Annotated in this window: 22 protein-coding genes; 9 read left to right on the forward strand and 13 right to left on the reverse strand. The window is 36.7% G+C overall.

Features of this window, described 5'->3' with window-relative positions; all coding sequences use genetic code 11:
* Positions 1-71: 71 nt before the first annotated feature.
* From ACMAZI_RS07395 to ACMAZI_RS07405, 3 genes are read left to right on the forward strand one after another with little or no spacing between them, the layout of a single operon-like run.
* Positions 72-5,393: a hypothetical protein gene (locus tag ACMAZI_RS07395; protein ID WP_412473457.1), complete on the forward strand. Its 5,322-nt coding sequence runs from the start codon at positions 72-74 to the stop codon at positions 5,391-5,393.
* Positions 5,394-5,422: 29 nt separating this feature from the next.
* The gene (locus ACMAZI_RS07400; protein WP_115363125.1) at positions 5,423-6,400 is read left to right on the forward strand and encodes a hypothetical protein; all 978 of its coding nucleotides are present in this window, start codon (positions 5,423-5,425) and stop codon (positions 6,398-6,400) included.
* Between the two features lie 40 nt (positions 6,401-6,440).
* Positions 6,441-6,905, forward strand: a complete 465-nt coding sequence (locus ACMAZI_RS07405; RefSeq protein WP_115363123.1) for a cyclic nucleotide-binding domain-containing protein — start codon at positions 6,441-6,443, stop codon at positions 6,903-6,905.
* A gap of 134 nt (positions 6,906-7,039) precedes the next feature.
* On the opposite strand, the gene ACMAZI_RS07410 is transcribed toward ACMAZI_RS07405, so the two are convergent.
* Complete coding sequence (locus tag ACMAZI_RS07410; protein WP_412473456.1) at positions 7,040-8,293, reverse strand: CinA family nicotinamide mononucleotide deamidase-related protein; 1,254 nt, start codon at positions 8,291-8,293, stop codon at positions 7,040-7,042.
* A gap of 79 nt (positions 8,294-8,372) precedes the next feature.
* On the opposite strand from ACMAZI_RS07410, the gene ACMAZI_RS07415 reads away from it, so the two are divergent.
* Positions 8,373-9,920: an NAD(P)/FAD-dependent oxidoreductase gene (locus ACMAZI_RS07415; protein WP_334678426.1), complete on the forward strand. Its 1,548-nt coding sequence runs from the start codon at positions 8,373-8,375 to the stop codon at positions 9,918-9,920.
* Positions 9,921-9,929: 9 nt separating this feature from the next.
* Here the strand turns inward: ACMAZI_RS07415 and ACMAZI_RS07420 are convergent, their stop codons facing one another.
* From ACMAZI_RS07420 to ACMAZI_RS07430, 3 genes are all read right to left on the reverse strand, one after another.
* Complete coding sequence (locus ACMAZI_RS07420) at positions 9,930-10,760, reverse strand: S1 family peptidase (protein ID WP_412473455.1); 831 nt, start codon at positions 10,758-10,760, stop codon at positions 9,930-9,932.
* Between the two features lie 7 nt (positions 10,761-10,767).
* The gene (gene tgt, locus ACMAZI_RS07425) at positions 10,768-11,916 is read right to left on the reverse strand and encodes a tRNA guanosine(34) transglycosylase Tgt (RefSeq protein WP_115363116.1); all 1,149 of its coding nucleotides are present in this window, start codon (positions 11,914-11,916) and stop codon (positions 10,768-10,770) included.
* Between the two features lie 304 nt (positions 11,917-12,220).
* Positions 12,221-14,434, reverse strand: coding sequence for a hypothetical protein (locus ACMAZI_RS07430; RefSeq protein ID WP_412473454.1), 2,214 nt, complete (start codon positions 14,432-14,434; stop codon positions 12,221-12,223).
* Positions 14,435-14,603: 169 nt separating this feature from the next.
* On the opposite strand from ACMAZI_RS07430, the gene ACMAZI_RS07435 reads away from it, so the two are divergent.
* The 3 genes from ACMAZI_RS07435 to ACMAZI_RS07445 all read left to right on the forward strand — a co-directional run bounded on the left by ACMAZI_RS07435 (position 14,604) and on the right by ACMAZI_RS07445 (position 17,756).
* Entirely contained in the window at positions 14,604-15,905 is a 1,302-nt protein-coding gene (locus ACMAZI_RS07435) for a hypothetical protein (protein WP_115363112.1), read from the forward strand.
* A 110-nt stretch (positions 15,906-16,015) separates the two neighbouring features.
* Entirely contained in the window at positions 16,016-17,323 is a 1,308-nt protein-coding gene (locus ACMAZI_RS07440) for a DEAD/DEAH box helicase (protein WP_115363110.1), read from the forward strand.
* 16 nt (positions 17,324-17,339) lie between these two features.
* Positions 17,340-17,756: a hypothetical protein gene (locus ACMAZI_RS07445; protein ID WP_412473453.1), complete on the forward strand. Its 417-nt coding sequence runs from the start codon at positions 17,340-17,342 to the stop codon at positions 17,754-17,756.
* Here the strand turns inward: ACMAZI_RS07445 and ACMAZI_RS07450 are convergent.
* The gene (locus tag ACMAZI_RS07450) at positions 17,753-18,208 is read right to left on the reverse strand and encodes a hypothetical protein (protein ID WP_412473452.1); all 456 of its coding nucleotides are present in this window, start codon (positions 18,206-18,208) and stop codon (positions 17,753-17,755) included. The two genes, ACMAZI_RS07445 and ACMAZI_RS07450, sit on opposite strands and share 4 nt — an antisense overlap.
* Before the next feature lie 2 nt (positions 18,209-18,210).
* A complete protein-coding gene (locus ACMAZI_RS07455; RefSeq protein WP_120404935.1) occupies positions 18,211-18,609 on the reverse strand; it encodes a hypothetical protein in 399 nt (132 codons plus the stop codon).
* Positions 18,610-18,657: 48 nt separating this feature from the next.
* Between ACMAZI_RS07455 and ACMAZI_RS07460 the strand changes: the two genes are divergently transcribed.
* Positions 18,658-19,347, forward strand: a complete 690-nt coding sequence (locus ACMAZI_RS07460) for a hypothetical protein (RefSeq protein WP_133296968.1) — start codon at positions 18,658-18,660, stop codon at positions 19,345-19,347.
* Positions 19,348-19,376: 29 nt separating this feature from the next.
* Here the strand turns inward: ACMAZI_RS07460 and ACMAZI_RS07465 are convergent, their stop codons facing one another.
* From ACMAZI_RS07465 to ACMAZI_RS07475, 3 genes are all read right to left on the reverse strand, one after another.
* A complete protein-coding gene (locus ACMAZI_RS07465; protein ID WP_115363100.1) occupies positions 19,377-19,808 on the reverse strand; it encodes a TraR/DksA family transcriptional regulator in 432 nt (143 codons plus the stop codon).
* Between the two features lie 194 nt (positions 19,809-20,002).
* Positions 20,003-20,359, reverse strand: a complete 357-nt coding sequence (locus ACMAZI_RS07470) for a hypothetical protein (protein WP_115363098.1) — start codon at positions 20,357-20,359, stop codon at positions 20,003-20,005.
* 17 nt (positions 20,360-20,376) lie between these two features.
* Entirely contained in the window at positions 20,377-20,907 is a 531-nt protein-coding gene (locus ACMAZI_RS07475; protein ID WP_115363096.1) for a hypothetical protein, read from the reverse strand.
* A 114-nt stretch (positions 20,908-21,021) separates the two neighbouring features.
* Between ACMAZI_RS07475 and ACMAZI_RS07480 the strand changes: the two genes are divergently transcribed.
* Positions 21,022-21,723, forward strand: a complete 702-nt coding sequence (locus tag ACMAZI_RS07480; protein ID WP_115363094.1) for a 4Fe-4S cluster-binding domain-containing protein — start codon at positions 21,022-21,024, stop codon at positions 21,721-21,723.
* Between the two features lie 6 nt (positions 21,724-21,729).
* Here the strand turns inward: ACMAZI_RS07480 and ACMAZI_RS07485 are convergent, their stop codons facing one another.
* From ACMAZI_RS07485 to ACMAZI_RS07500, 4 genes are all read right to left on the reverse strand, one after another.
* Positions 21,730-22,107, reverse strand: a complete 378-nt coding sequence (locus tag ACMAZI_RS07485) for a hypothetical protein (RefSeq protein WP_115363092.1) — start codon at positions 22,105-22,107, stop codon at positions 21,730-21,732.
* An 89-nt stretch (positions 22,108-22,196) separates the two neighbouring features.
* Positions 22,197-23,291: a DUF2786 domain-containing protein gene (locus tag ACMAZI_RS07490; RefSeq protein WP_115363090.1), complete on the reverse strand. Its 1,095-nt coding sequence runs from the start codon at positions 23,289-23,291 to the stop codon at positions 22,197-22,199.
* Positions 23,291-23,875, reverse strand: a complete 585-nt coding sequence (locus tag ACMAZI_RS07495) for a redoxin domain-containing protein (RefSeq protein ID WP_120404931.1) — start codon at positions 23,873-23,875, stop codon at positions 23,291-23,293. Before ACMAZI_RS07495 ends, ACMAZI_RS07490 begins: the two co-directional genes overlap by 1 nt.
* A 141-nt stretch (positions 23,876-24,016) precedes the next feature.
* A complete protein-coding gene (locus tag ACMAZI_RS07500; RefSeq protein WP_115363743.1) occupies positions 24,017-24,778 on the reverse strand; it encodes a succinate dehydrogenase/fumarate reductase iron-sulfur subunit in 762 nt (253 codons plus the stop codon).
* Between the last annotated feature and the right edge of the window lies 1 nt (position 24,779).

Genomic DNA, 24,779 nt, shown 5'->3' on the forward strand with positions numbered 1-24,779 from the left:
CTCTGTATGCCATGAGTATCTTTTATAAGTCACAGAAATCGCTATTCTAGGTGCTATTCGAGGGTAGGATTATGAAAAAAGAAGAAAGAAAAGACGACGGATCAATCTGGAGTTCTTATTCAGATATGTTTACGACAGTTGCTGTCGTTTTCCTAGTTATGTTCGTTTTTGCCATGATCAAGGTCGGGGTAAAGTCACTCCAGCAAGCTCAACAGAAAAAGAAGCATGAAGAGCAGATGCAGGGGATGGTTTCAAAAGAGCAGAAAATCAAAGAAATGAAGGCCAAGAATAAGATTGAGCAATCAATCAATGAGGTCACTGACTATAAGAACGTCATTAATCAAAAGATGGTAGAGCTTTCTAAATTTGTTGAGAAGTTAGAGCAAAACAAGAAAGTTATGCAGGATATGGTTAAGGATCAAATCAAAAAAGAATCAATTGTTGAAAAAGTTGGAAAGCAACTTGATAAAGAGAAATATAAATCATCTAAAATTTCTCGTGAAAACACAAAATTAAAGAAAGAAATTAATGAGAAGTCAGAAGAACTTAAAAAGCGTCTTGAAGAAATTCGTAAAAATAAAGACGATTTAAAGTCAAAAGAATCTCAATTAGACAAGCTATCAAAGATGATGGAGCGTCAGAAGAAAGAAGAGAAAGAGCTTGAAAAGAAGATAAAGAAAATCGTTCAAGAAATGAAACAAAAGTCTAAAGAGAACGAAAAGCTTTCTAAGAATCTTGAAAAAACAAAAGAAGAAGTAAAGAAGAAGGCAGAAGAAGAAGCAAGAATTAAGCAACTTTTAGAATTTAAAGAAAAGTCTCTCGTTAATCTTGAAAAGAAGATTGAAGAACGCGACTCAATGCTTGCAAAGGCAAAAGATAAGGAAAATATTCTTTTCTCTAAAGTCGGTGAATTAGATAAGAAAAAGAAAGAAGTTGAAGAAGAAAAGAAGAAAATTGAAGAGATGCTTGCTTCAGCTAAGAAAGTTAAGTCTCAACAAGAAAAGAAGTTAAAAGAGCTTACAACACAAGTATCTAAGCAAACACAGAATATTAAACAAATTGAAAATGTTAAAACAAAGTTAGAAACAAAACTTAAGCAAGAGCAGCAAAAAGTACAAGAACAAGTTGCAGAAAATAAGCTTGTGAATAATGAAATCGTAAAGGTTCGTTCAAAGTTAGCGAATACTCTTCAGAAATTATCAGAAGATACTAAAAAAATTCAAGAACTTCAGCAAGTAAAGCGTAAGAATGAAGAAATTATTGCTAAAGCTAATCGTGAAATACAAGGTCGAATTATTGCTCAAGAGAAGCTAGAGCAAAAGATTGTTGAACAAAAGAAGGCTCAAGAGCAGGAAGTTCAAAAGTTAAATCAAGATCATACTCTCAAAGTTGAGAGCCTTAATAAGAAGTATGCCAATATTATTTCAACTAAAGAACATGAGATTAAAACTCTAAATGCCCAACACCAGAATAAAGTTGCTGATCTTACTAAGCAATTTGAAAAGAAAGAACAAACTCAAAAAGCAGGCTTTGAAAAGAAGGTTGCAGATTTAAATAAGAGGTATCAAGCAGAACTTGATACGAAGGCCAAACAACTTGCCGGACAAAAGAAAGAGTCACAAGAAACTATTGCTCGTTTAAACTCTGACCACCAAAAGAAAGTTGCTGATTTAACGAAAACTTATCAAAAGCAGCAGCAAGATACGAAAATGGGCTATGAGACGCAAATAGCAAATCTTAATAAGAAGTATCAGTCTGAACTTGATACTAAAGAGAAGCAATTAGCAGGACAAAAGAAAGAGTCTCAAGAGACAATTGCTCGTCTTAATTCTGATCATGCTAAGAAAGTCGATGACCTAACGAAGTCTTACGAGAAAAAGCAGCAAGATACAATGATGGGATATGAATCTCAAATAGCAAATCTTAATAAAAAATATCAAAGTGAGCTTACATCTAAGCAACAACAACTTGATGGTCAAATTAAAAAGTCAAAAGAAACAATCGCAAAACTAAATGCAGATCATGCAAAGAAAGTTGACTCTATTACAAAGTCATATGAGAAAAAGCAACAAGATACAAAAATGGGTTATGAAACTCAAATTGCAAATCTTAATAAGAAGTATCAATCAGAGCTTGATATTAAAGATAAGATGCTTGCTGGTCAAAAGAAGAAGTCTGATGAAACAATTGCTAAGCTCAATGCTGATCACGCAAAGAAAGTGAATGATTTAACTAAGTCATATGAGAAAAAGCAGCAAGATACAAAAATGGGTTATGAAACTCAAATTGCTAACTTAAATAAGAAATTTCAGTCTGAATTAGAGACTAAAGATAAGCAATTAGCAGGAACAATTAAAAAATCTCAAGAAACAATTGCAAAACTTAATTCTGATCATGCTAAGAAGATTAATGATTTAGAAAAAATGCACCAAAGAACAGAAGCAAAGACGAAAGCTGGTTATGAAAGTCGTATTGCTGATTTAAATAAGAAGTATCAGTCTGAGTTAGATACAAAAGAAGCACAACTTGCTGGTCAAATTAAAAAATCAAAAGAGACAATTGCCAAGCTTAATTCTGATCATGCTAAGAAAATTACTGATCTTGAGAAAATGCACAAGAAATCTGAAGCAAAACAAAAAGCAGGTTATGAGTCTAAGATTGCTGATCTTAATAAGAAGTATCAGTCAGAACTTGATACAAAAGAAAAGCAACTTGCAGGTGTTAAGAAGGATGCAAAGTCTCAAATTGCAAAACTTAATGCTGATCATAAACGTGAGCTTACTGACTTAACTAAGCAATTTGAAAAGAGTAAGGCCGATCAAAAAATGGCCTATGATAACCAAATCAAGGATCTTAAAGGAAAACACGCCCAGGCGATGGATTCTCTTACAGCTCAAAAAGATTCTCAAATTAAAAAGCTTAATGCGGATGTTGCCGCTCGTGATGGAAAGATTGCAGGCTTAAATGATGATGTAAAAGGTCTTAAATCAAATCTTGCACGCTCTCAACAAAATAACCAGGGTTTAAAAGGTGATATTAAAAACCTTCAATCAAAGCTAGCTCAAGGAGACGCGAAGAATAAAGGTCTTGCTGGAGAAGTTGATCGTCTAAAGGCGATGGTTGGAAAACTTGAAGGTGATAAGAAGTCTTTAATGGCACAAAATGGTGGACTTAAAGATGCTCTAGGGCAGGCCAAAGGTAAACTTAAGGGAATGGCCGAAGAAAACGGTGGCCTAAAGAAGGCCCTTGGTCAGGCCCAAGGAAAGCTTGCAGGTATGCAAGAAGAAAATGGTGGTCTTAAGAAAGCTCTAGGTGAAGCTAAAGGCAAGATGAAAGGAATGGGCGAAGAGATCGGAGGCTTAAAAAAAGCACTTGGTCAGGCCAAAGGAAAACTTGCTGGTATGTCTGAAGAAAATGGCGGACTCAAGAAAGCTCTAGGTGAAGCTAAAGGCAAGATGAAAGGAATGGGCGAAGAGATCGGTGGTCTTAAGAAGGCCCTTGGTCAGGCAAAAGGCAAGATGGCCGGTATGGGTAAAGAGATCGGTGGACTTAAAGAGGCCCTTGGTCAAGCTAAAGGTAAGATGGCCGGTATGGGTAAGGAAATCGGTGGTCTTAAAGACGCTCTTGGTAAAGCAAAAGGTGAGCTTGCCGGACTTGGAAAAGAAAATGGTGGTTTAAAAGAGGCCCTTGGACAAGCGAAAGGAAAGCTTGCTGGTATGGGTAAAGAAATAGGTGGTCTAAAAGAGGCCCTTGGTCAGGCAAAAGGAAAGATGGCCGGTATGGGTAAAGAGATCGGTGGACTTAAAGAGGCCCTTGGTCAAGCAAAAGGCAAGATGGCCGGTATGGGTAAAGAGATCGGTGGACTTAAAGATGCACTTGGTAAAGCTAAAGGTAAGCTTGCTGGTCTTGGAAAAGAGAATGGTGGTCTAAAAGATGCTCTTGGAAAAGCTCGTGGTAAGATGGCCGGTATGGGTAAAGAGATTGGTGGACTTAAAGATGCACTTGGAAAAGCCAAAGGTAAGATGGCCGGTATGGGTAAAGAGATCGGTGGACTTAAAGATGCACTTGGAAAAGCCAAAGGTGAGCTAGCTGGTCTTGGTAAAGAAAATGGTGGCCTAAAAGAAGCACTTGGAAAAGCAAAAGGTAAACTTGCAGGTATGGGAAAAGAGATCGGTGGACTTAAAGAGGCCCTTGGAAAAGCTAAAGGTGAGTTAGCTGGTCTTGGAAAAGAGAACGGTGGTCTTAAGAAAGCTCTTGGTGAAGCACAAGGAAAACTTGCAGGTCTTGGAAAAGAAAATAAAGGACTTAAAGATCAACTTGGAAAGGCCAAGGGTGATCTCGGTAAGGCAAAAGAGAAGATTGCAACTCTTAATAAAGATAATAACAATCTAAAAGGTAAGGTTGCGGGTCTTGGTAAAGAAGTTAATGATCTTCAAAATGCACTTGCTAATAAGAATGATGAAAATGGTAACTTAGGTCGTAAAATTGCCTCTCTTGGTAATGATCTTAATAACTGTCAGGCAGGTAATGCTGACTTAAGCAAGAAAGTTACAGAACTTGGAAATGGGCTAGATGGAACAACTAAGAAACTTAATTCTTGTTTAACTGAAATTAACGATAAGAAAGACTTAATGAAGCAAGTTAAGAAGATTGCTAAAAAGGTTGATGATCAAAAGCGTAACCTACGTGCCAATATCGCAAAGAATCTTGCTAATAAGTTTAGAGAAAACGATATTGATGCAGCAGTTGATCCGGTTACAGGTAACGTAACTCTACTTATGAATAAGAACTTATTATTTGAGACAGGATCGTCAAGACTTAGTCGCCATGCAAAGACTAAGCTTAAAGGCTTAATCCCTCTATATTCTGAAGTTCTATTTGAAGATGATACTGTTAGAGAACAAATTGATAGCTTCAACGTTGAAGGTCACGCTTCACCACTATTTGCTGGTAAAGCAGTTGATCCAATGATGGCCGAAGCATATTCATATAACTTTAACTTAAACCTTTCGTCACGAAGAGCTCTTGCTATCTCTAACTATATCTATAGTGATGGCATGAACTATCCATATAAGTTCTATATGAGAAATGTGACGAAGTCGATTGGTTACGGGTTCTCAAGACCTGTTCCAATCAAGAAGGTAATTGAGCGCCAGCGCGAATCAATCGCAGCAGAGCTTATCGAGCCGAAAGGATTTATCCTTGAAGACCGTGCTCCTGCAAGTGTGATCGCTGTACCACTTCAAAATGAAGATATGAAGTGTGGTATTTACAGCTGTTCTGAATCACAACGTGTTGAGCTTAGCTTTACGCTTAAGGATGATCCAAAAGCGATGGAGCGTTTAATGAAATTAGATCCAATAGTGAAAAAGGATAACTATACAACCAAATAGTCGAGGATTTGGTAAACAAAGAGGTACGTATGATTGAGTTAGTATTAGGATTTTTCGGTAATTATCTTATCGAATTTATGATGGGGCTACTATGTTGTGCTCTTGTCTTCCGCTACTTGGCCTATCGCCACAGTAAAGATGATGATGCTTATTATTCACGTTTTACAAGAGAATTAGATGCTTGTATCGATGATGATAAGCAAAAGAATATTCCTATTGATGATATCGATTCTTATATGTCTAATTTACTTGGACGTGTAAATGCTGCATTACCTGATAACGCTCTTCGTTTCAGTAATAATGCTAATATTCAAAATCGTCACTATGACGGTAAAGAGGCTATGCAACAAAGGGAAATTGATAAAGAGGCGCAAAGTTCTGATGGAACAAGTATTTCTCTAAATCAATACATTGGTTCTAAGCACGGTCTTATTGCATCCATTCATGGGGAGAGTTCGGTTTTTAAATCAACTGTTCCGCCAAATTATACAGAACTTACTGATCGTATTATGAGTGATGATAGAAATTGGACGAAGCTCTATGGGCATATTCCAATTGATGGTGCTTCTCGTATGATCGATATTCTTCCAAACTTATTCATTGTATTTGGGGTTTTTGGTACCTTCATTGGTATTGCCATGGCACTTCCTGAGATTGCTGCCATTGACTTCAATAATATTGAAAAGTCGTCAGATAATCTTACAAACTTCGTTATTAACGTTGCCTTCTCCATGAAGACATCGATTGCGGGGATTTTCTTCTCTTTAATCTTAACTTTCCTAAACACTCTTTTCCCATTACCGGAGAAGCGTTTTAAGATCTTTAAGAAAGTTGAAACAAGTATGCAAAACCTTTGGTATCACCTGCAAAGAGGTAATGCTAAAGAGCAAATTGCAATGGAAGGTGTTTTAAAAGTTCTTCAAAGTATTGAAAGGTACTTAAAAGAAGATGCACCTTTAAAAGAGCAGCAACACGCAAAGCGTGATGATAAGAAAGATGCTGCTTAATTAAAACTTGTAATACTAATTTTAATAAAGAGAGGAAGATATGAGTGTATTATCAATCGTTAAAGGTTGTCCGCTATTTTTCGACCTTTACGACAACGAAATTATGACTATATGTGAGCGCTGTAAGGTTCTAACTTTAAAGCCTGGTGACTATGTATTTAAGCATGGCGATGTGGGTGAAGAGCTTTTTTTGATTCTTAACGGTTCTGCTAAGGTCTTTAATGTAAATGATAAAGAAATTGCTAAATGTAAAAAAGGAGACCTCTTTGGTGAGATGGTTCTTCTAAAAGAAAATGTCCGCTATGGGACAGTTCAATCAGATAATTATACAGATGTTCTCGTTATGAAGTACTCAGACATATTCGGCCTGTACAAAACCAATCCTCGAATATTTTCACTCTTGATACTCAATCTATCAAGGTTACTGGCCGGACGTTTACAAGGCGCAGGTAAACGGATCTCTAACCTTATCACGGAAATGGAAGAATCTAAAAAAGCTGCCTAAGTTGAAGTACAGATGGGGGGAGGGGCCTGGTCACGAATCTGGCCCCTCTTATTTTTTAAGGCGTCATTTTCCAGGATGGAAAAATGATGCCGCGAAACGCATGGCCACACAGGAAGTGTGGCCAGGTGAAGCAGCTACGAACTTCTAATCTCATTCAATAAAACGATTAATCCTTGCTGACAGAACTTATTCTTCAACCTTTTTCGGTCACCGCGAAACTCATATCTGCTTGCACTTACTCCATTCTTTGTTGCAACACCTATGCATACGGTTCCAACAGGCTTACCTGGAGTAGCTCCGCCTGGACCAGCAATACCGGTATAAGAGATGACAATGTCTGCGCCAAGGGTTTTTCTTGCGCCATTGGCCATCTCACTAGCTGTTTCAATACTTACAGCTCCATTTTCTTTTAAGGTTTCTTCTTTAACGTGAATAATACTCTCTTTGATGGAGTTAGCGTAACTAACTACTGAGCCTAGAAAAACCGCTGATGATCCTGACACATCTGTTATTGTTGAACTTGCAAGACCTCCAGTGCAGCTTTCTGCAAATCCAATTGTTAAGCCTTTTGCACTGGCTTCATGAACAATAACTTCCTCGATATTACGAGGCCCATAAGTCCATATATTATCTTTTAAGGGAGTTTCTTCTAATATTGCTTTTAATCTTTGTCGACTTTCATCGTTTTGATGCTCTGGTCTTAGGTCTACAGTAATATCCACACCAGAGATAATTGGAAGAGAGCTGACTTTTCCAAACTCCTCTAATGTCTCCCACAAGTTGGGGCAAAGTTTAAAGAAGATGGTTTCTTCAGGAATACTGTGAGTTCTACATATGAATAATTCATGACCACTTTGAGCACGATCTTTTAACATTGGAACGATTGTCTCACGAACCATTGCCTGGCATTCTCTTGGAACTCCTGGGGTGCAAAAAACTTCACACTTATCAACTTTAGCGTGAATTCCTGGTGCCATTCCCGCAGGATTGTATAAAGGTAAAGATCCTTCAGGCATCATATGATAGTGACTATTTTCTTTTGACCACTCTCTACCAAAGTTGGCATATTGCTTTATAGCATATTCTCTAGCAAGTTCATTTTCTACTAAAGAGACACCTAAAGCATTAGCGATAATCGACTTCGTAAGATCATCTTTAGTAGGGCCAAGGCCACCAGTGATGATTAAAATATCATTTTCTTTAGATTGTTTTTGTATCTCATTTGTTACTTGATCGAACTTGTCACCTAAGACGGTGCATTTTTTAAAGCTAAATCCTAAAGGTGCGATCTCTTTTGCTAGTATCTGCAAGTTAAGATCGTTGATTTTAGCGTTTAATAGTTCATCTCCAATAATTATCATGGAGACTCTAAGGGAAATTTTAACCATGTTAATCCTTTAACTTTACCAAGATAGGTTATAATATACGCTGATATTTTATCATATAAATTTACAAGAAAGAGATTGAATGAGTAAAATTACAAATTTTAAATTAGACTTTGATCAAGACTTAGAATTCTACTTAAATAAGAACTTTCCAGGTTTTGAGGATTATCGTATTCATAATAAGGCACTTGACGCACGTGGTGCTAACCGTGGAAAAAAGCCAATCTATAATTATAAGATAGAAGTTATTTACCCTGGTGAAAAATTTAGTGCTTATCAAGAGCAATTCAATTTTCTAGGTGAGTTCAAAGAAAAGCCTATTATTGTAGGAGCAGGGCCTGCTGGATTATTCTGTGCTCTAAGACTTGCTGAGTATGGAATAAAGTCAATTGTCATTGAAAGAGGAGATCGTGCCCATAATCGTATGAAGCATATTGCTCGTTTTTGGCGATATAATGAATTTGATAAGGATAATAATGTTTGCTTTGGTGAGGGTGGCGCGGGCCTATTTTCAGATGGTAAACTTATTACTCGTATTAAGTCTCCATATGTTCAATATGTAATGAATAAATTTGTTGATTTTGGTGCTCCTCCTGAAACGGCCTATGTTTCAAATCCACATCTTGGATCAAATAAAATTAGAGGATTAATAAAAAAGATAACAGATCACCTTAAAGAAAAAGGTTGTGAGATCTACTATAACGTGAAGGTTGATGAGGTTCTTTTTGATGAATCTCAAGCTCGTGGTGTAAAGCTTAGTGATGGTAGATTATTAGAAAGTAACAATATTGTTCTAGCAACAGGCCATTCAGCTAAAGAGATGTATCGTCATTTAAAAGAAAAAGAAGTTAAGATGGTACCAAAGGACTTTGCTGTTGGTGTTAGAGTTGAGCATCGTCGTGAGTTAATTGATTTTCTTCAATATGGACGCTTTGTTCACGAAAACCTAGGTGCTGCTCGCTATAAGCTTACATATCACAATAAAGATAATGACAAAGGTACGTATTCTTTTTGTATGTGTCCTGGAGGATATGTTCTTTCATCTGGAACAGATGAAGATGGTATTGTGGTTAATGGAATGAGTAACTTCGCTCGTAATTCACCATGGTCAAATTCGGCCCTTGTTGTTTCTGTTCAAGCTGGTAAAGACTTCTCAACTGATGATGTCTTAAATGGCCATTACTTTCAACGTGATATTGAGAAAAAGGCATATGAAGCTTCTATGGAGCATGCTGAAGGTAAGCAGGTCCCAACCCAAAGACTTAAGGACTTCTTAGAAGGTAAGGTTTCAAAAGATCTTCCTAAGACTTCTTGTCCATCTGGAATCTTTTCTCATTCATTAAACTCTGTTCTACCTGACTTTATTGCAACGGGCTTAAGGGAAGGACTTGAAAGCTTTGATAAGAAAATGCCAGGTTTTATAAATAATGATGCTATTCTAATGGCCCCTGAAACAAGAACCTCTGCTCCTGTAACGATAAAGAGAAGCCGAGCAACTTTTGAGTCAGAATCTCACAAAGGTCTATATCCATGTGGTGAAGGTGCTGGTTATGCAGGTGGGATTACATCTGCTGCTGTCGATGGTGTGAAAGTCGCCATGGCCATGATTCGTAAAGAAAAGAATGTTTAGGTGATGAAGTTATTTTAATTTAATTTTTCTAAGATCAATCGACATTGAAGCATTGGTGTAGAATTCCATATAATCCGTACCTAGATTGTCTTGAATCTCTTTTGATGTGAGAGGATTACTGCGCTTTTGATCGGCAACAGCAAAGAAGAGTCCAATTATATCACCAGTCTCTAAATTCATTACAGCACTTCCAGAGTCTCCTGATTGAGCATCACAGGCAGTGAAGAAAACATCTCTGACTTTATCTTTATTGAAAGTTATATCGATATTTCCATTTAAATAAAGGCAATCGCGATCCATTGATATTTTAGCATCATATCTTCTTAGGTTTGCTTTTCCCGCGCCAAAGCCTACACTCACAAGTCTGTCTCCGATTACCGGATCAGAAAAATCAGTACGAACCTCACTTATTTGAGATAAGAAGTTTAATCTCTCTTCTTTATTTACTTTAAAGTAAATATAATCACTTCCTGACTTGATTGTACCTTCTTGAATAACTCCATCACATGAAGCGTAGCGCTTATTGAATTCAGAATTAATAAGAAGAAGTTTTGAGTCGCGACATTCTCTGTTGCCAGATATGACGTGGTAATTTGTTAGGAAAATATAGTGGTCAGCATTCTCTTTATAAAAGAATGCTGTTCCAACTTTTCTTTTTTTTGTATTTACGACTTTTACAGTTCTTAAGATTAGCTCTTTTATAAACTTGTCTTGCTTTATAAAGAAACTTTTATTTATACGTGGCCTATTCCATTGGTCACCACCTATATACCTCTTTGCATTAGTTGATAATGCGAAAGTAAGAAGAGTCAATAGTAAGCTTAACCTAATCAGTGCCATTGCTTTCCTAGTTATTCTTTGAACCGTCGTCTTTTTTATAACTCTTTAAGAAGTCTTCTTTCCACTGTGAGTAACGATTATCTAGAATTGCTTCACGAGCTTCTTCTGCCATATTCTTATAAAATTCAATATTGTGCATTGTTGCTAGAACTTGTCCTAGAATTTCATTTGAATCAAATAAGTGCTTCACATATGCGCGTGTAAAGTTCTGGCAGCAGTAACACTTACAATTTGGTTCAATAGGAAAGAAGTCACGACGATAATTCTTATGACGTATTCTAATCTTTCCTCTTCTTGTAAAGAGAGTTCCACCGCGAGCAAATTTCGTTGGAATGATACAGTCACTCATATCAATACCGTTTTCCCATATCATACAAAGATCTTCAGGGTTACCAACACCCATTACATAACGAGGCTTATCTTTTGGCATCTTAGGACCTGTGTACTTTACGATCTTCTCCATTAACTCAGGGCCTTCACCAACTGATACTCCACCAATGGCATAGCCTGGTAGATCTCTTTTTACGAGTTCATCGAGACATTCGTCACGGTAGTCATCGTATGTTGATCCTTGAATAATTCCAAAAAGTGCTTGTTTTGGATTTGTCCAAGACTCAATACAGCGGTCTAGCCAACGATGTGTTCGATCAATTGACTTCTTAGTGTATTCGCGTGTTGCAGGGTATGGAATACACTCATCAAAGGCCATCATAATATCTGATCCCAGCTCTTGCTGAATCTCAATTGATGTTTCAGGAGACAGAAGAATTGTCTTACCTTTATGGTCTTTAAATTCTGCTCCTTCTTCTTTGATACTTTTTCTCTGCAAAGAGAATACTTGGAACCCACCAGAATCTGTTAAGATTGGGCGTGGCCAATTCATAAATTTATGAAGGCCTCCTGCTTTCTTAACTAGTTTTGAACCTGGTGATAGGTGAAGGTGATATGTATTTGATAGAATAATTTTTGTATCTAAGTCTTCTAGAAAGTTAGGTGGTAATGCTTTGATGGCACCATGTGTACCAACAGGCATAAATACAGGTGTCGGAATTTCTCCGTGAGGAGTAGTGATGACACCAGCTCTTGCCCCGGACTTTTTGTCTTCGTGGACAACTTTAAATTGAAAATGTTCTTTGACTTGATCTTGAATGCGCATGGACTGCCCTTTGTCGTAACTCGACTTATGTATTCGTTCTAATAACTTTAGTTATTTAAAGTATTTAGAATTAATAAGGCCATTAAGCTTGCTTGTCTATTTAAAACTCTCTTATCTGTAAAAATTAAACAAAAGACGCATACACAGTCAGTGATGAGAGAAATAAGCAAACCATAAAAAATAGGATAAAAAAGTAGTTCATAAGCTCAATTAAACATATCGAGACTATTGTCACCATTGTTATGAAATATTTATAGAGCAGATAAGGCCAAGATTGATTTGCTTGGCCTCATTTTTTGAAGTTTTAGTTACTTAGAATATTTAGATTCAGAATTTGTGTTGCAACTCGATTGGCCGATTCATTACCTGAGGCCTTAAAATATTCCACAAGATATTGAGTGAAGTCTCTAAATGCCTTTCTATTTTCACCATTATCTGTAACGGCAATAATGGATTGAATATCTTTTAATTCTTTTATTAAGAAAGAATCATTTGTTCCTTTGAATGCTTTTTCTACTGCATCAACATATTCAATTCTTACTTTAGGACGTGCAAGGAAAGTAAAACCAGAAAGCTCGCTTGATCGCATCGTGCCAGCGACTTTTGCAAATTGCATTAGCGAGTTATCATTTATGTACAAATAAACATCCTCAACCTTTGAGCGATAAAAAGATGTAAACTTATTTAAGTTGCGATATTCAATATATGGAAACTTAAAATGATTGAATATCTTCTTTGATTGATCAATTGCAAGAAAGTCTAGATACATTAAATCTTCCGTTGCCATTCCTTTAATGATTTCTCCACCCCATAGAATCTTAGAAAAATCTTCTCTTACAAGAAATGATGATTTTTCATCCTTTAAGAAACTACTTAGGTAAGGATAGCGATATTTAAAGAATGGTATAGTTTCTAAAGTCTTTTTAAATGAAGCAAAGAAAGTGGAAGATGTGTTCTTTAAATAGAGTGATCTTCCAGACTTCTTATTAATAATGAAGTAGCTCGGTCGAGTCGCTGGTATTCTTAGAATAATATTTTCTTGTGAGAATTGTTTTGAGATAAGAAGCTCTTTCATTTTTAAAGGCCTCTTTCCTAGGTTCTTAGGAATATTTATTTTTTCTGGAGGATTACTATTAGATAATCCTTGTTCAATAATAGGGTAGCCAACACAAATAAATGTAAATATTGAAAGGGTTACTAGTGGAATATAGCGAAAAGCTCTTAGGCGATAGCTGATAGGGCCCCTCGTTATAATCTCTTTCAAAGATGGAGTATCAAAAATAACTGGTGTTTCAAAAATTGGAAAGAAATGTGCAATAAAGTCAAATGGCGTTCTTAAAATTGCCTTTGCTCTCTTTGTTAGAAAGCTTCCTTTTGTTGTTGCCCCACAAATAAATAGTGTAGGAGAAACACTAAAGAGTAAATTTGAGATAAAAAGAATAATAAATAGGACAATTAGTGACTTTGTAATTTCTGGATTGAAGCTAAAGTCTACAAATTTTTCAATTTGTGTGTTGATGATTTCAGTTCCCTTATTGCTCAAAGAGTTAACTGCTTCATTTTCAACTTGAGCACTAAGTAAGACTGTCACAAACATTAGAGATAAAGCACTTAAGAATCTCGTAAATGGTCCAACTAATTTATGATCATTTAAAAGTTTTGATCTTGATCTTGCTTTCTTCTTTGAATCTCTCTTGGCTCGATTTCCTTTGTAATCACGTGCCGTTGTGATGGCCAATCCTGAGTCTGAGGCATTCTTGCTCTTTTTCTTTCCCGATTTCTTCTTGGCCTTCTTCTTACTCTTTTTCTTTAATGGCCTACTTACATGCTCATCTTCTTTCTTTGATGCTTGCTTTTCATCTTCTTGAAGTCTTGCAACATTTAGGACTTGAGTGATGCTCATTGTACCAGAGTCTTTTTCTTCATCCTCATTTGTATCTTGAGCAAGGTTAGTATCTAATTGAAATGAGTAGCCATTTCCTGAATTCTCGACATCAGACTCATCTTCAGAATCAGGTGAGTCAGTTGAGTCTGGAGTCTCTTTTGATTCAGAGATCTCTTTAGCCTGTTTTTCATTACTTTCGTCATCATCTGCATCTTCAAATTGAATACTATTATGACTTTCTTCATTTTCTAGACTTAACGATGGTGATTGGCCCAAGTCCTCATTGACTGAGTTTGGCGCAATTTCATCATTTTGTGTGATAGTTGGTTCTGGAATAGGTGATGAGGTATCAAGAGTTTTTAATTCATACGTGCTGTCTTTGTATGAAAGCTTTTCTCCGACTTCCATGAAGTAAGTAGAACCCTCTTGGAGGCTTGCTTCTTCTAAAATGGCATGTGGGATTTTTTGTATGACTTTTAAGATTAGGCAATCATCATCAATTTGAGCACGGATACTTCCTCCGTTTTCAGAGATAATGAGTTCATTATTTTCTTCTTTAAAATAAAATTCATGATTAGAGACACTAACTTCCTGTGAGTCCCCCTGATTGCTGTGGGTAAAACCAACCTGCATACTCAACCTTTTCTTACGTAATCTATTAATTTAATTACTATTTTAAGGTGAATATATAAATTTTCCTACTAATTTTTTCTCTCACGCTCATGGTAAAATCAGTTAACAAAAATTTCATGCTTTATTAAGTTCGAAAGATTCGAATAATTATAACAACTAGGGGACGTTGATGTTTAAAATGAAGAAAAAATCAATCCTAACAAAGGCCGCTTTAGCGACTCTTATGGTAGGACAGGTAGCTTACGCAGCAGACGCTGATTACAATGTGCTTGATCGCTTCCGTCTAATGGAAGACAAGTTTCAAACTCAAGAATTCTTAAGAGAGCCAGGACATGACTTTTTAATTGATATGTCAGTCTACGCTAATACTGACATTATGGAGCTTGCTTCAGATGTATCAGATGCTGAAGATTCAACTGCTGCCGCTGAAGTTCTTAGCGAATATGCTGATACAGAACAAAACTTAAGAGTAAATGTTGAGGTCGGAGTTCCTCTTCCTTCATTTAGTGCTTTTAAAGGAACAATTAGCCCAAGTGTAAGACTAGGGGTTAATGTTGGCTCTCTTATTGGTATTGGAGAAGAAGATATTGAAAAAGATACTCTTATTGCGGCCATTCCAGCAGATGCTTCTGCAAAGACAATTCTAGAAGATAAGTTAACACAAGATATTGTTAATGATGTTCTAGCTGGGACTACTAATACTGTTTCTGATTTAGCAACGGCATTAGGACTAAGTGGATCTGAGAGAACTCAATTTGAAACAGAATTAACAGAAGCACTAGGTGGTACAGCTATTCCATTTGCAGGATCTGGACAAACTGCAGCTATTATCGACGCTTATGTAAAAGCTGATGTTACAGCTGGATTAAACTTTGATTATAAGAATGAGAACCACTTTGGTGGACTTTCTCTATATGGGCTATATAGAGCTGACGTAAGACGTGTTCTTGATCAGGATGCAATTGCTGGAGATGGTGATGCTATCGACACTGAAAACCTTGATCAGAATATGACTCTTTATGCTATGGCCGATATTACTTATGGTTTCAATTGGCTAACAAACTTTAGAACAATGTTTAAGATTCAAGATATTGCACTTGCAACAATTATTGAAAGTGATGAAGGATATCTTCCAATTTATGAGCCAGAAGTTGGTTACCGTATGCACACTGACTATAGTTTTGACCTTTCTAACTTAAAACTTCGTCCATTTGTTGGTTTCCATATGAGAGATGGATATGATTTCGCAGATGGTGTTTATGCTGGTACAGATGTTATGCTTCACGTATGGAAGCAAAGAATTGCCTTAACTCTTAGAGGGATGGTTGATTCAGAACACCTGACTCTGACTCCAAGATTTAAGCTAGGATTCATGGATTTCATGTATTCTCTTAAGCAACCAATCACTTCTGAGGTAAAAGGTGTGGAAATTGCAACAATTCACTCTGTAAATTTCAGACTACACTTCTAATACAACTGCCATTGTGTTACATATTGGGGGATCTTTGATCCCCCTTTTTATTTTTACCGTGTAGGCTACGGGGAGCCGCGAGCGGAATTGTCACTTTAGGAGAGTACATAATGGCAAAAGACTCACAAAATTTTATTGATTTAATTAATATGGACCTATTTGCAGGTTTTCTAAAAGAAAATAAACTTGCAGCACCAACTGATGTTCAAGTTCAGTCAATTCCTGTTTTTCTAGATGGAAAAAATATTCAAATTCAGGCCAAAACTGGTAGTGGTAAAACTCTAAGTTATCTTCTTCCACTTTTTCAAATGCTTAAAGAAAGTGAAGCAAATCTTAGTAAGAATGATCAAAAACCTGGTTCTCCACGTGCAATTATACTTCTTCCTATTAAAGAACTTGCAATACAAGTTGCCGATGAGTGTAAGAAGATCTCTCACCATGCAAAGCTTCGAGTTAGACTGGCACTTGGTGGAGAGAAGGGAAAGAAAGTAAGTTCTCTAAAGAGCCAGAACTTTGATATCCTAGTGGGTGGCCCTGGAAGAATTAAGTCTATGATTGAGAAAAAAGAAATTCGTCTAGATAATCTTGAATTTCTTGTTATTGATGAAGCAGACCAACTTCTTGATATGGGATTTATGCGTGAGCTAAAATCCATTAGAAGACATTTAACAAATGATTATCAAGCGGCCCTTGTTTCTGCGACCATGGCCGATGACTTTGACCTATTAAAAGCAGACTTCTTCTCTGGAATGGAATTTGAGACAATCAGCTTAACTGATGCTCACGGTCTATCTCAAACTATTGAAACTTATAATATCGCTCTGGAATATACTGAGAAAAATGCCATGCTTGATGTCTTTATGAAAAATGAGGCCAAAGGCAATGGTATTATTTTTGTGAATCAAAAAGAGAAGGCCGTTGAAGTTTATAATTATATGAAAGAGAAGAAGCTTGCAAAAAAGCTTTTCCTATCTCATGGTGATATCAGCGCAAGAGAGCGAAGTGATAACTTTAAAAACTTTAAGTCTACTGGTGGTGTTCTTATCACAACAGATATGGCCGCTCGTGGAATCGATATTAAAACACTTCAATGGGTTTTAAATTATGATCTTCCATTTGAAGCTGTTTACTATATTCACCGTTCAGGACGAGTTGGACGTGCTGGAAGAAGCGGACGTGTTTATAATTTTGTTACAAAGAAAGATCAAAAGCTCATTGGTCAAATCAATGATGCCATTAAAAATCAGGATACACTCAAAATTGATCCAATCTTTCTTAAATCGACAATGGGGAAGGCGAATAAGGGAGCTTCTAAGAAGAAGGCACCTGCTAGACGTGGGCGTATGCCTAAGAAACCTGTTGTATCTGGACGAAACACGCCCAATAAGTCAAAAAAATCTCGCGGCCGTCGCGGTTAAGTGATAAAATGCTAATATGTCTAAACATATTAGCATTGTCTTTCTATTTACATTATCTCTAATTTTTACGTCTTGTTCTGAAAAGGATATTTACACTCCTTTAGAAATGTTTGATATGGCCTATAAATTTGATAATACAATTGAAGAAGTTCGTATTGCAGCAAAGGATAAGGATCGTCATTTAGAGTGTAGTGATTATCCTCAAGAAGGTTGTCTTAAGGGCTCTCCTAAGCGCTTCAAGGTTCGTCTTGTGGAAATGATAGTTGTTCAATACATGACAACTCGTGATGCTTGTCGTGCGGCCGCAAAAATTGGTCAATGGCATGCTCGTAATTGGCTTCTAGATGATGTGACAGGTGAGCCTGTTCTTGAGGATTTTGTTAAAAAAGTTTATAAGGCCAAAAAACCTAAAACTATCGAAAGTTGTAATTAGCTCTTTATCCAATTTCTGAGTTCTTCATAAATTTCATTAATCTCTTTATTTGACTGAAAAGCATCAGTTGTCATAATTTTTAGTCTCTTAGAGTTATTCAATTTTATTGTAATAAAGTAGTTGCCTGCATTCCCGCTGCCACGTCCTTTATTAAGTTCAATTTCTTCAATCTCATCTAGACCAAAGTTTTCAAACTTCTTTCTTATAAGAGAGCGTGTTTCCAGTCTTCCTGTGTTGCGAGGTTTATTGAGCTCAAGATGACGCTTTTTTAATATTGAAACAGTTGCAATAATTGGGATGAGAAAAATTATAATATCTTTTGTTGCAGGCCTTGGGTCTTTGAAGATAAGCGTTAAGATTAATGCTAGTAAGAAGAAGGTGCAAATTAAGAATATATTTCTAGAAAAGCTATCAATTATGACATATTGAATATTCTTCTCATATTTAATCATGCCTATCCCTCAAAAAAATACTTTTCAAAGCCTACTTTAAAAGTATCAATCTTATGTTCCCAAATATTAATAAATTTTGGATCTTCAGATCGATTTTCCTCTAGTGTTTGTTTAAACAATACGACCCATCGACCTAGCTCTCCCTTTCGAATCTTTAAATATTCGTGGGCCGATAAGAGGTGATGGGCCCCTTTAGGTAGTTTTATTCCAAGTAATTGGGCCTGCCAAAAGGCATTTATTGATTTTAGATGCTCGTTGAAGTCTTCAATATTTGAGATCGGCCCGTTGTTTGAAGTTAATTTACGAAAGTGATAACCAATGAAAACGTCATTTATGGCCTTTTGATAAAAAGACCGAGTAACTTTCTCGATTAACTTAATACTTTCTTCCTGATTTTTCATAACTTAAGTCTACACTAAATATTGCATCATAAATACCGATTCATATGTATGAAGAAAATTTTAGATAGCTCCCGAGTATTCTTATTTATCATGATTGTGACTTCAAGCTCACTATTGGCCGGTCCTTTAACTTCTGTTGGAAATGATACCTGCTGGTATAAAGAAGGTGACTATCGTACAAAAATTGCTTCATTCAATGATCAAATAAGTTTAAATACCTCTCGTGATGATATTTTAGCTCCCGTGGTTAAGTTTTTTCATAAGAAAGGATTTAAAGCTGATCAGATCGATGCCATCCATACTTATGGAATTTGTGGCCCTCGTTTGGCCATCGCATTTCGTGTGACTTACGATGCAGTAGAGTATTGTCTTCGTGCAAATGCCAGTAAAGATGGAGAGTTAGTTTTTGATAAAGGTGAGGATATGTTACCATTGGCCGCTTCACGAAAAGGTGCTTGTGAAGGGATAAATCCACATCGTCTTATAATTTCGATTAAATCTGATCTTGTTGTGGATCTACAAAAATATTTAAATGCCAAAGGGCATATTGTTAAGAAAGCACAACACTTATCTGGCTCAGTTTATGTCTTAGATTTTTCAGTTGAAAGAGATGAGATTAAGAAGATTAAAACTTCGGTCGAGTCTTCTGGTCTTGCCCGTTCTGTGAGCTTCTCGTCTGGCCAATACCATATTGCAGATGAGTTTGAATTACTTAGTCTTAGTTATTTCAGAAAATAAAAAGGCCGCATAAGCGGCCTTTAGTATCTTTATCTTTTTCCAATTTCAGCAATTGTTTTTCCAAGAGATTTCGAACGCTTTAGATAAACATTTGATTTCTCTTCATGCTCAGCTTCTTCTTTACATGCAATACAAAGTTCTGCTGTATTTCTTGCCATAAGGCGATCGTAACCGATTTCAATATCACACTCATCACAAAGGCCATATTCGCCTTTTTCAATTTTTTGAAGTGCTTTATTGATTTTCTTTACGTAGAAGTTCTCACGATTTCTGAAACGAATTTCCTGCGAAGTTTGGACATTTGCTACTGCCTCATCTAGAGGATCAAGTAGTTCATTCTTGTCCATGCAATACTGCTCTTTCTCACTGTTTTTGTTAAGAATTCTTTCTTTGTCAGCAAGTAGTGCATCTTTTAGTGCAGCTATTTGCTTGTCCGATAGATACGAGTTTGCTCTTTTCATTTCGACTCCCTTGTGCCGTGTTTCTTCCAGTGAAACAAGTTGCTTGTAGCTGTAAAATTTCGATTTGGCAAAATTAAAGCTATTTACAACAAATATTGTGTTCGTGTGTTGTAGAAAGAATTTACTGGTCTAGAAAGTGTTAGTAAAAGGTATTTTTCTTACAAAGATTTACTTTAAAACGAGATTTCAGATACTTATCCGTGATTTTTTGGAAACGGTGCTTCACAGTAGGGGCAAAACTTCCAAAATTGCTGATCAATCTGAGTTTTACAACTTGAACAAGTGATTATTGCGCTTAATTCCTCAAATGCTTCGTCATGCATATTTGCAAAAAGATCACTTCGCATTGCGGCGATAGTTGTTGGGTGGGCGCGAAATGTTCCAGGCATACTTTGATTTGGAATAAATTTAGCTGGAGAGACACTCTTATCTGGATAGATTTGAACTTTTACTTCTTGTGAAGGGCGCTTTTCATACATTGCCCGTCCTGCAATATTGCGCTCATTCTTTAACAATTCAAAATTTTCATTAGCATCAAACTTTCTATTCATAGAGCTATTATAACATCTTAGCCCCAGCGACGCTCAAGAAGCTCAATAATTTCCGTGCACGCCTTCTTGTGCTGGTTAAATCGAGCAAAAAAGCCTGGTTTTGCCTTTAAAATGGCCTCTTTAAAGAAGATAGACTGTGAGCCAAGTCCTTCTATTAGTCTTAGATTCCATTCGAATACTTCCGGATTACTATGACCGATAAGGCCCTCAAGTACCTCTAAGAAGTCAAATGGAAGTCTCTCTCCACGCTTGTGGTGCTCATCAATAATCTGCTTTCTTGCAACTCCTAATATTAGAACAAGAACCTCATTATCATCACATTCTTTTATTGCATGGATAATTTGGGGATATAAGTCGTGATCGAGTGTTATCGTATTATCGAGAATACACAGAAGGGGAATTAAGGCCTGCCAGTCTCTCTTGTCATTGAGTCGAATAAATTCATCTTTAAAGACTTTTATATCTTGTTTGGAATAGCTGCAATTTGGTCTTTTCCCACTTTGTAAGTCCTTAATGACAGCTTGAAACTGTTCATTTATATCAATCATAATCATTGCCTTAAGTTATTTCGTGTAGCTTTTACTTGATTTTACATAATTCTATGACATTTTAAAGGCTTATGCTATATAAATAGGCTTAAACATTGGTGTTTAGAAGGTTTCATGGAATTTTTAATTAACGATATTTATCGCGCTACAGAAGGTGAGGGAGTCTTTGTCGGACGCTCACAAGTCTTTGTGCGTTTTCAAGGATGTAATATCGGTTGTGTTAATTGCGACTCTATGGACACCTGGAGTTTTGATATTGAGAGTACTTCTCTTAATACAATCTTTGAAAGAATTCTTGAAGAGAGTTATCAAGGTAAAATTAATTGGATTTCTATTACTGGTGGTGATCCTCTTCATCCTAAACACGTTCCAAGCGTTGTGGAGCTTACAAAGTTTTTAAAATCGAGAGGTTTTAAAATTAATCTTGAGGCCGCTGGAACTCGAGTTGTTGACGAGGTTTTTGATCTTCTTGACTATATCTCTTATGACCTAAAAACTCCTTCAACAGGTGTTAGAACACGTCTGTCACTTATCGAAAAGATGGCACAGCAATATCCTAATCGCTTTCAAATGAAGGCCGTGATTGCTGATCGAAAGGATTTTGAATACACATTAAGCGCTTATCGCGAACTTGAATCAAAGCTTGGTAATATTGAATTTCCTTGGGTTTTGACTCCTTGTTATGAGCCAAGTGAAGAATTTCCTATGCAGCGATTTATCGATATTCAAGAATGGAATCAAATCGAAGGTGGTCCTTTCCGAGTTATTGGACAACAGCATAAGTGGATTTTTGGCGCAGATAAGAAAAGTGTCTAATGGCCTTTAAGAGGCTTGTCTTTGAGCTCTCTGCTTGGCATCGAGCATTTCAACACCGTATTGCTTAATCGTACCTAGAGAAGTGATTGTATACTGGCTGGCCTCTGCTTTTGAACGATCCTCATCGGTAAAATCATTACAGATTACCACTAGGCGAGTGCCTTCTGGAAGTTTCTTGAGAGCTATTTTTATAATACCCTGAACTTTTTCAAGTGAGTTTGTGCAGTAGACGACATACTTCTTATCGTCTTTAGTTACGCTAAAATGCCAAAGATTCTGCTTATTCTTAGATTCAACTACATTGTAGTCGTAGGACTTAAATACTAACGTACATTGAGTAATGAATCCTCTAATAATCTTTTTAGAATTTGCTATTTTTGCCATTTACACTCCAAACTTCACATTAACACATATCGGAAATCCGCTCAAAAGTTTTAGATAATCTTTAAATAAAGCGAATTTTGTTACGGAATTCAGTAAGTTATTAATTTTGTGGAGGCTTTGCCATTAATGCCTTTGCCAATTTTAAATGACTTTCCCGCTTTATTACCTAGGCTCCAGGCCTTTGGATCAAAGCTTGAAGATTGGCTCGATTGAGAGCTAACGCGAGGATAGACACGATTGCGATGGGCCGAAGTTAGGCCATTTAAGTGGACGAGCTCACGAGAGCTAATATGTTGTTGTTGAGATTTCTTTAATTCTTGTAGAAAGGATTTTGTGAAGCTTTTAAAGTACGTATTCTTAGCTCGAACACCTTTAAGGTTAGATGACTTCTTAGCTTGAAGCCAAAGTCCGTTCATGGCCTGTGTAGTGTAGTCATAAATATAATGGGCCGCTTCGACATTTTCCTTTGCGCCGATAACTTCAAGATAGCCACCACCACGGCCACTGCTAAATACAGGTGCAACTGAAAACTCTTTTAGAATATCATAGAGGCAATCATGTAAGAGGTTTCGTCTTTTAAATGAGGCGACTCTTTTAACATAGGTGTCTTCAAGCTCACGCATATCGATCTCATTGCGAGTGAAATTAGTAAGTCTTACTTTTTCTAGATTGTGTTTTGCAATAAGATCATTGGCCTTTCTTGCTGCAAGCTTGGCCTCAAATTCGTTATCAGATTTAGCAAGTTCAAGTAGCTTTTGAATTTTTTGAGTAACTTGGTTACTAGTCTTTGTGTAAGCAGCTAGATTAATCTGTGATTTTGAAAAGTCCTGATTCCATGCATATCTTTTAAAGATATTTCGAAATTCAACGCCATGTGCTTGTTCACTTATGCCACACGTTACGTGTACCATAAAGTGAGCTATTTCGTGCTTTAGAACATTTTCTAAGAGCTCTTCATCATTCATGGTCATAAAGCACTTATTAATTCCAATTTGGTATATAAGTGGATCGTAGAAGCCCAAGACTTTATCTGATTCATTAACCACAAAAGATAGGGGATACATAACACCCTTATAATGCAGGCGACTTCTTTTGAGCTCAAGTCCCATGCCCGCAAAAATATCACGGGCCTTGAGACGAACTTTCTTTATAAATAATTGGGTATTTTCATTATATATAAACATTAGTATTTAACGCTACATCCATATGGTTTAGTTTTTGCCGTTGAGACCTTCTCTCCCTTAGCAATCTCTTTTATAGCTGTTTTAACATAGTTTTCGGCTTTTTGAATATCGCTTTTATCGGCCGATGGGATACTGTCAATCGCGCCCATATAGTCGATTCTTCCCTGCTCATTGATAATGAAAATCTCTGGTGTCGTTTTCGCATTATAGAGTCGACCAGTGACTCCTTTCGTATCAAGTAGAAAGTGTTGCGCTCTAGATCCTTCTGCTTTTAAGCGCTTCTTTGCCGCTTCAGAGTCCTCTATATATCCTTGTTTTCCTACATTTGAAGAATTAATTGTCAGCCATGTGTAGCCATGTCTCAATGCAAACGTTTGAGTCTCTTGCATATTCTTTGAATCATAATGTTTACGAACAAATGGACAACCTTCGTTATACCATTCAAGGACAATTCTTCGGCCTTTTAAGTTCTCAAGTGAGACGAGCTCTCCTTTTTGATTCATTAAAATAAATTCAGGAGCTTTCTCTCCTGGAGAGAGGGCGAAAGTTAGGGATGTGAGTAATATTGCTATAAGTAACTTCATCAAAACTCCTTTTTTTTGTTTTCTACATTTTAGAAGAATTTTTCTTAAGTCCCAATGAAATCAATAAAAGTTTACTAGAAATTAACAAAAAAAGGCCTACTTTCGTAGGCCTCTTAATTATCTTTTAACTGTTAAGCTAAATTATACTTTTGGTGTCGTTTGAGAAACAACAGCAGCTTTTAGAAGCTCTCTGTTCATACGAGCGATATTTGTGATCTCAATTCCTTTTGGACATGATGCTTCACATTCTGCTTCGTTAGTACAGTTACCAAATCCAAGATCATCCATCTTCTTAACCATGTTTTGAACACGTTGAGAAGCTTCTGCTTGTCCTTGTGGAAGAAGTGCCATTTGCGAAACTTTTGCTGAAACGAAAAGCATTGCAGAAGCATTCTTACAAGAAGCAACACATGCACCACAACCGATACAAGCAGCTGCATCCATTGCAAGGTCAGCGTTTTCTTTAGGAACTAGGATAGCATTTGCATCTTGAGCGTTACCAGTATTTACTGAGATAAATCCACCAGCAGCGATGATTTCATCAAATGCACTTCTATCAACCATAAGGTCTTTTTCTACTGGGAAAGCTCTTGCTCTAAATGGCTCGATTACAATCGTATCACCGTCAGAAAACTTTCTCATGTGAAGCTGACAAGTTGTTGTTTCAGCTTCTGGCCCGTGGGCCTGACCGTTAATCATTAGTGAACACATACCACAGATACCTTCACGACAATCGTGGTCGAAAGCTACCGGCTCAATTCCTTGTGGGATTAGTTCTTCGTTAAGTTGATCTAGCATTTCTAGAAAAGAAGCATCTGGAGATACATTCTCTAGTGTGTAATCCGCCATTTGACCTTTGTCTTCACGGTTTTTTTGACGCCAGATCTTTAAATGTAAAGTCATA

It is taken from the genome of Halobacteriovorax sp. YZS-3-1, from assembly GCF_047084945.1.
GTDB classification, from domain to species: domain Bacteria; phylum Bdellovibrionota; class Bacteriovoracia; order Bacteriovoracales; family Bacteriovoracaceae; genus Halobacteriovorax_A; species Halobacteriovorax_A vibrionivorans.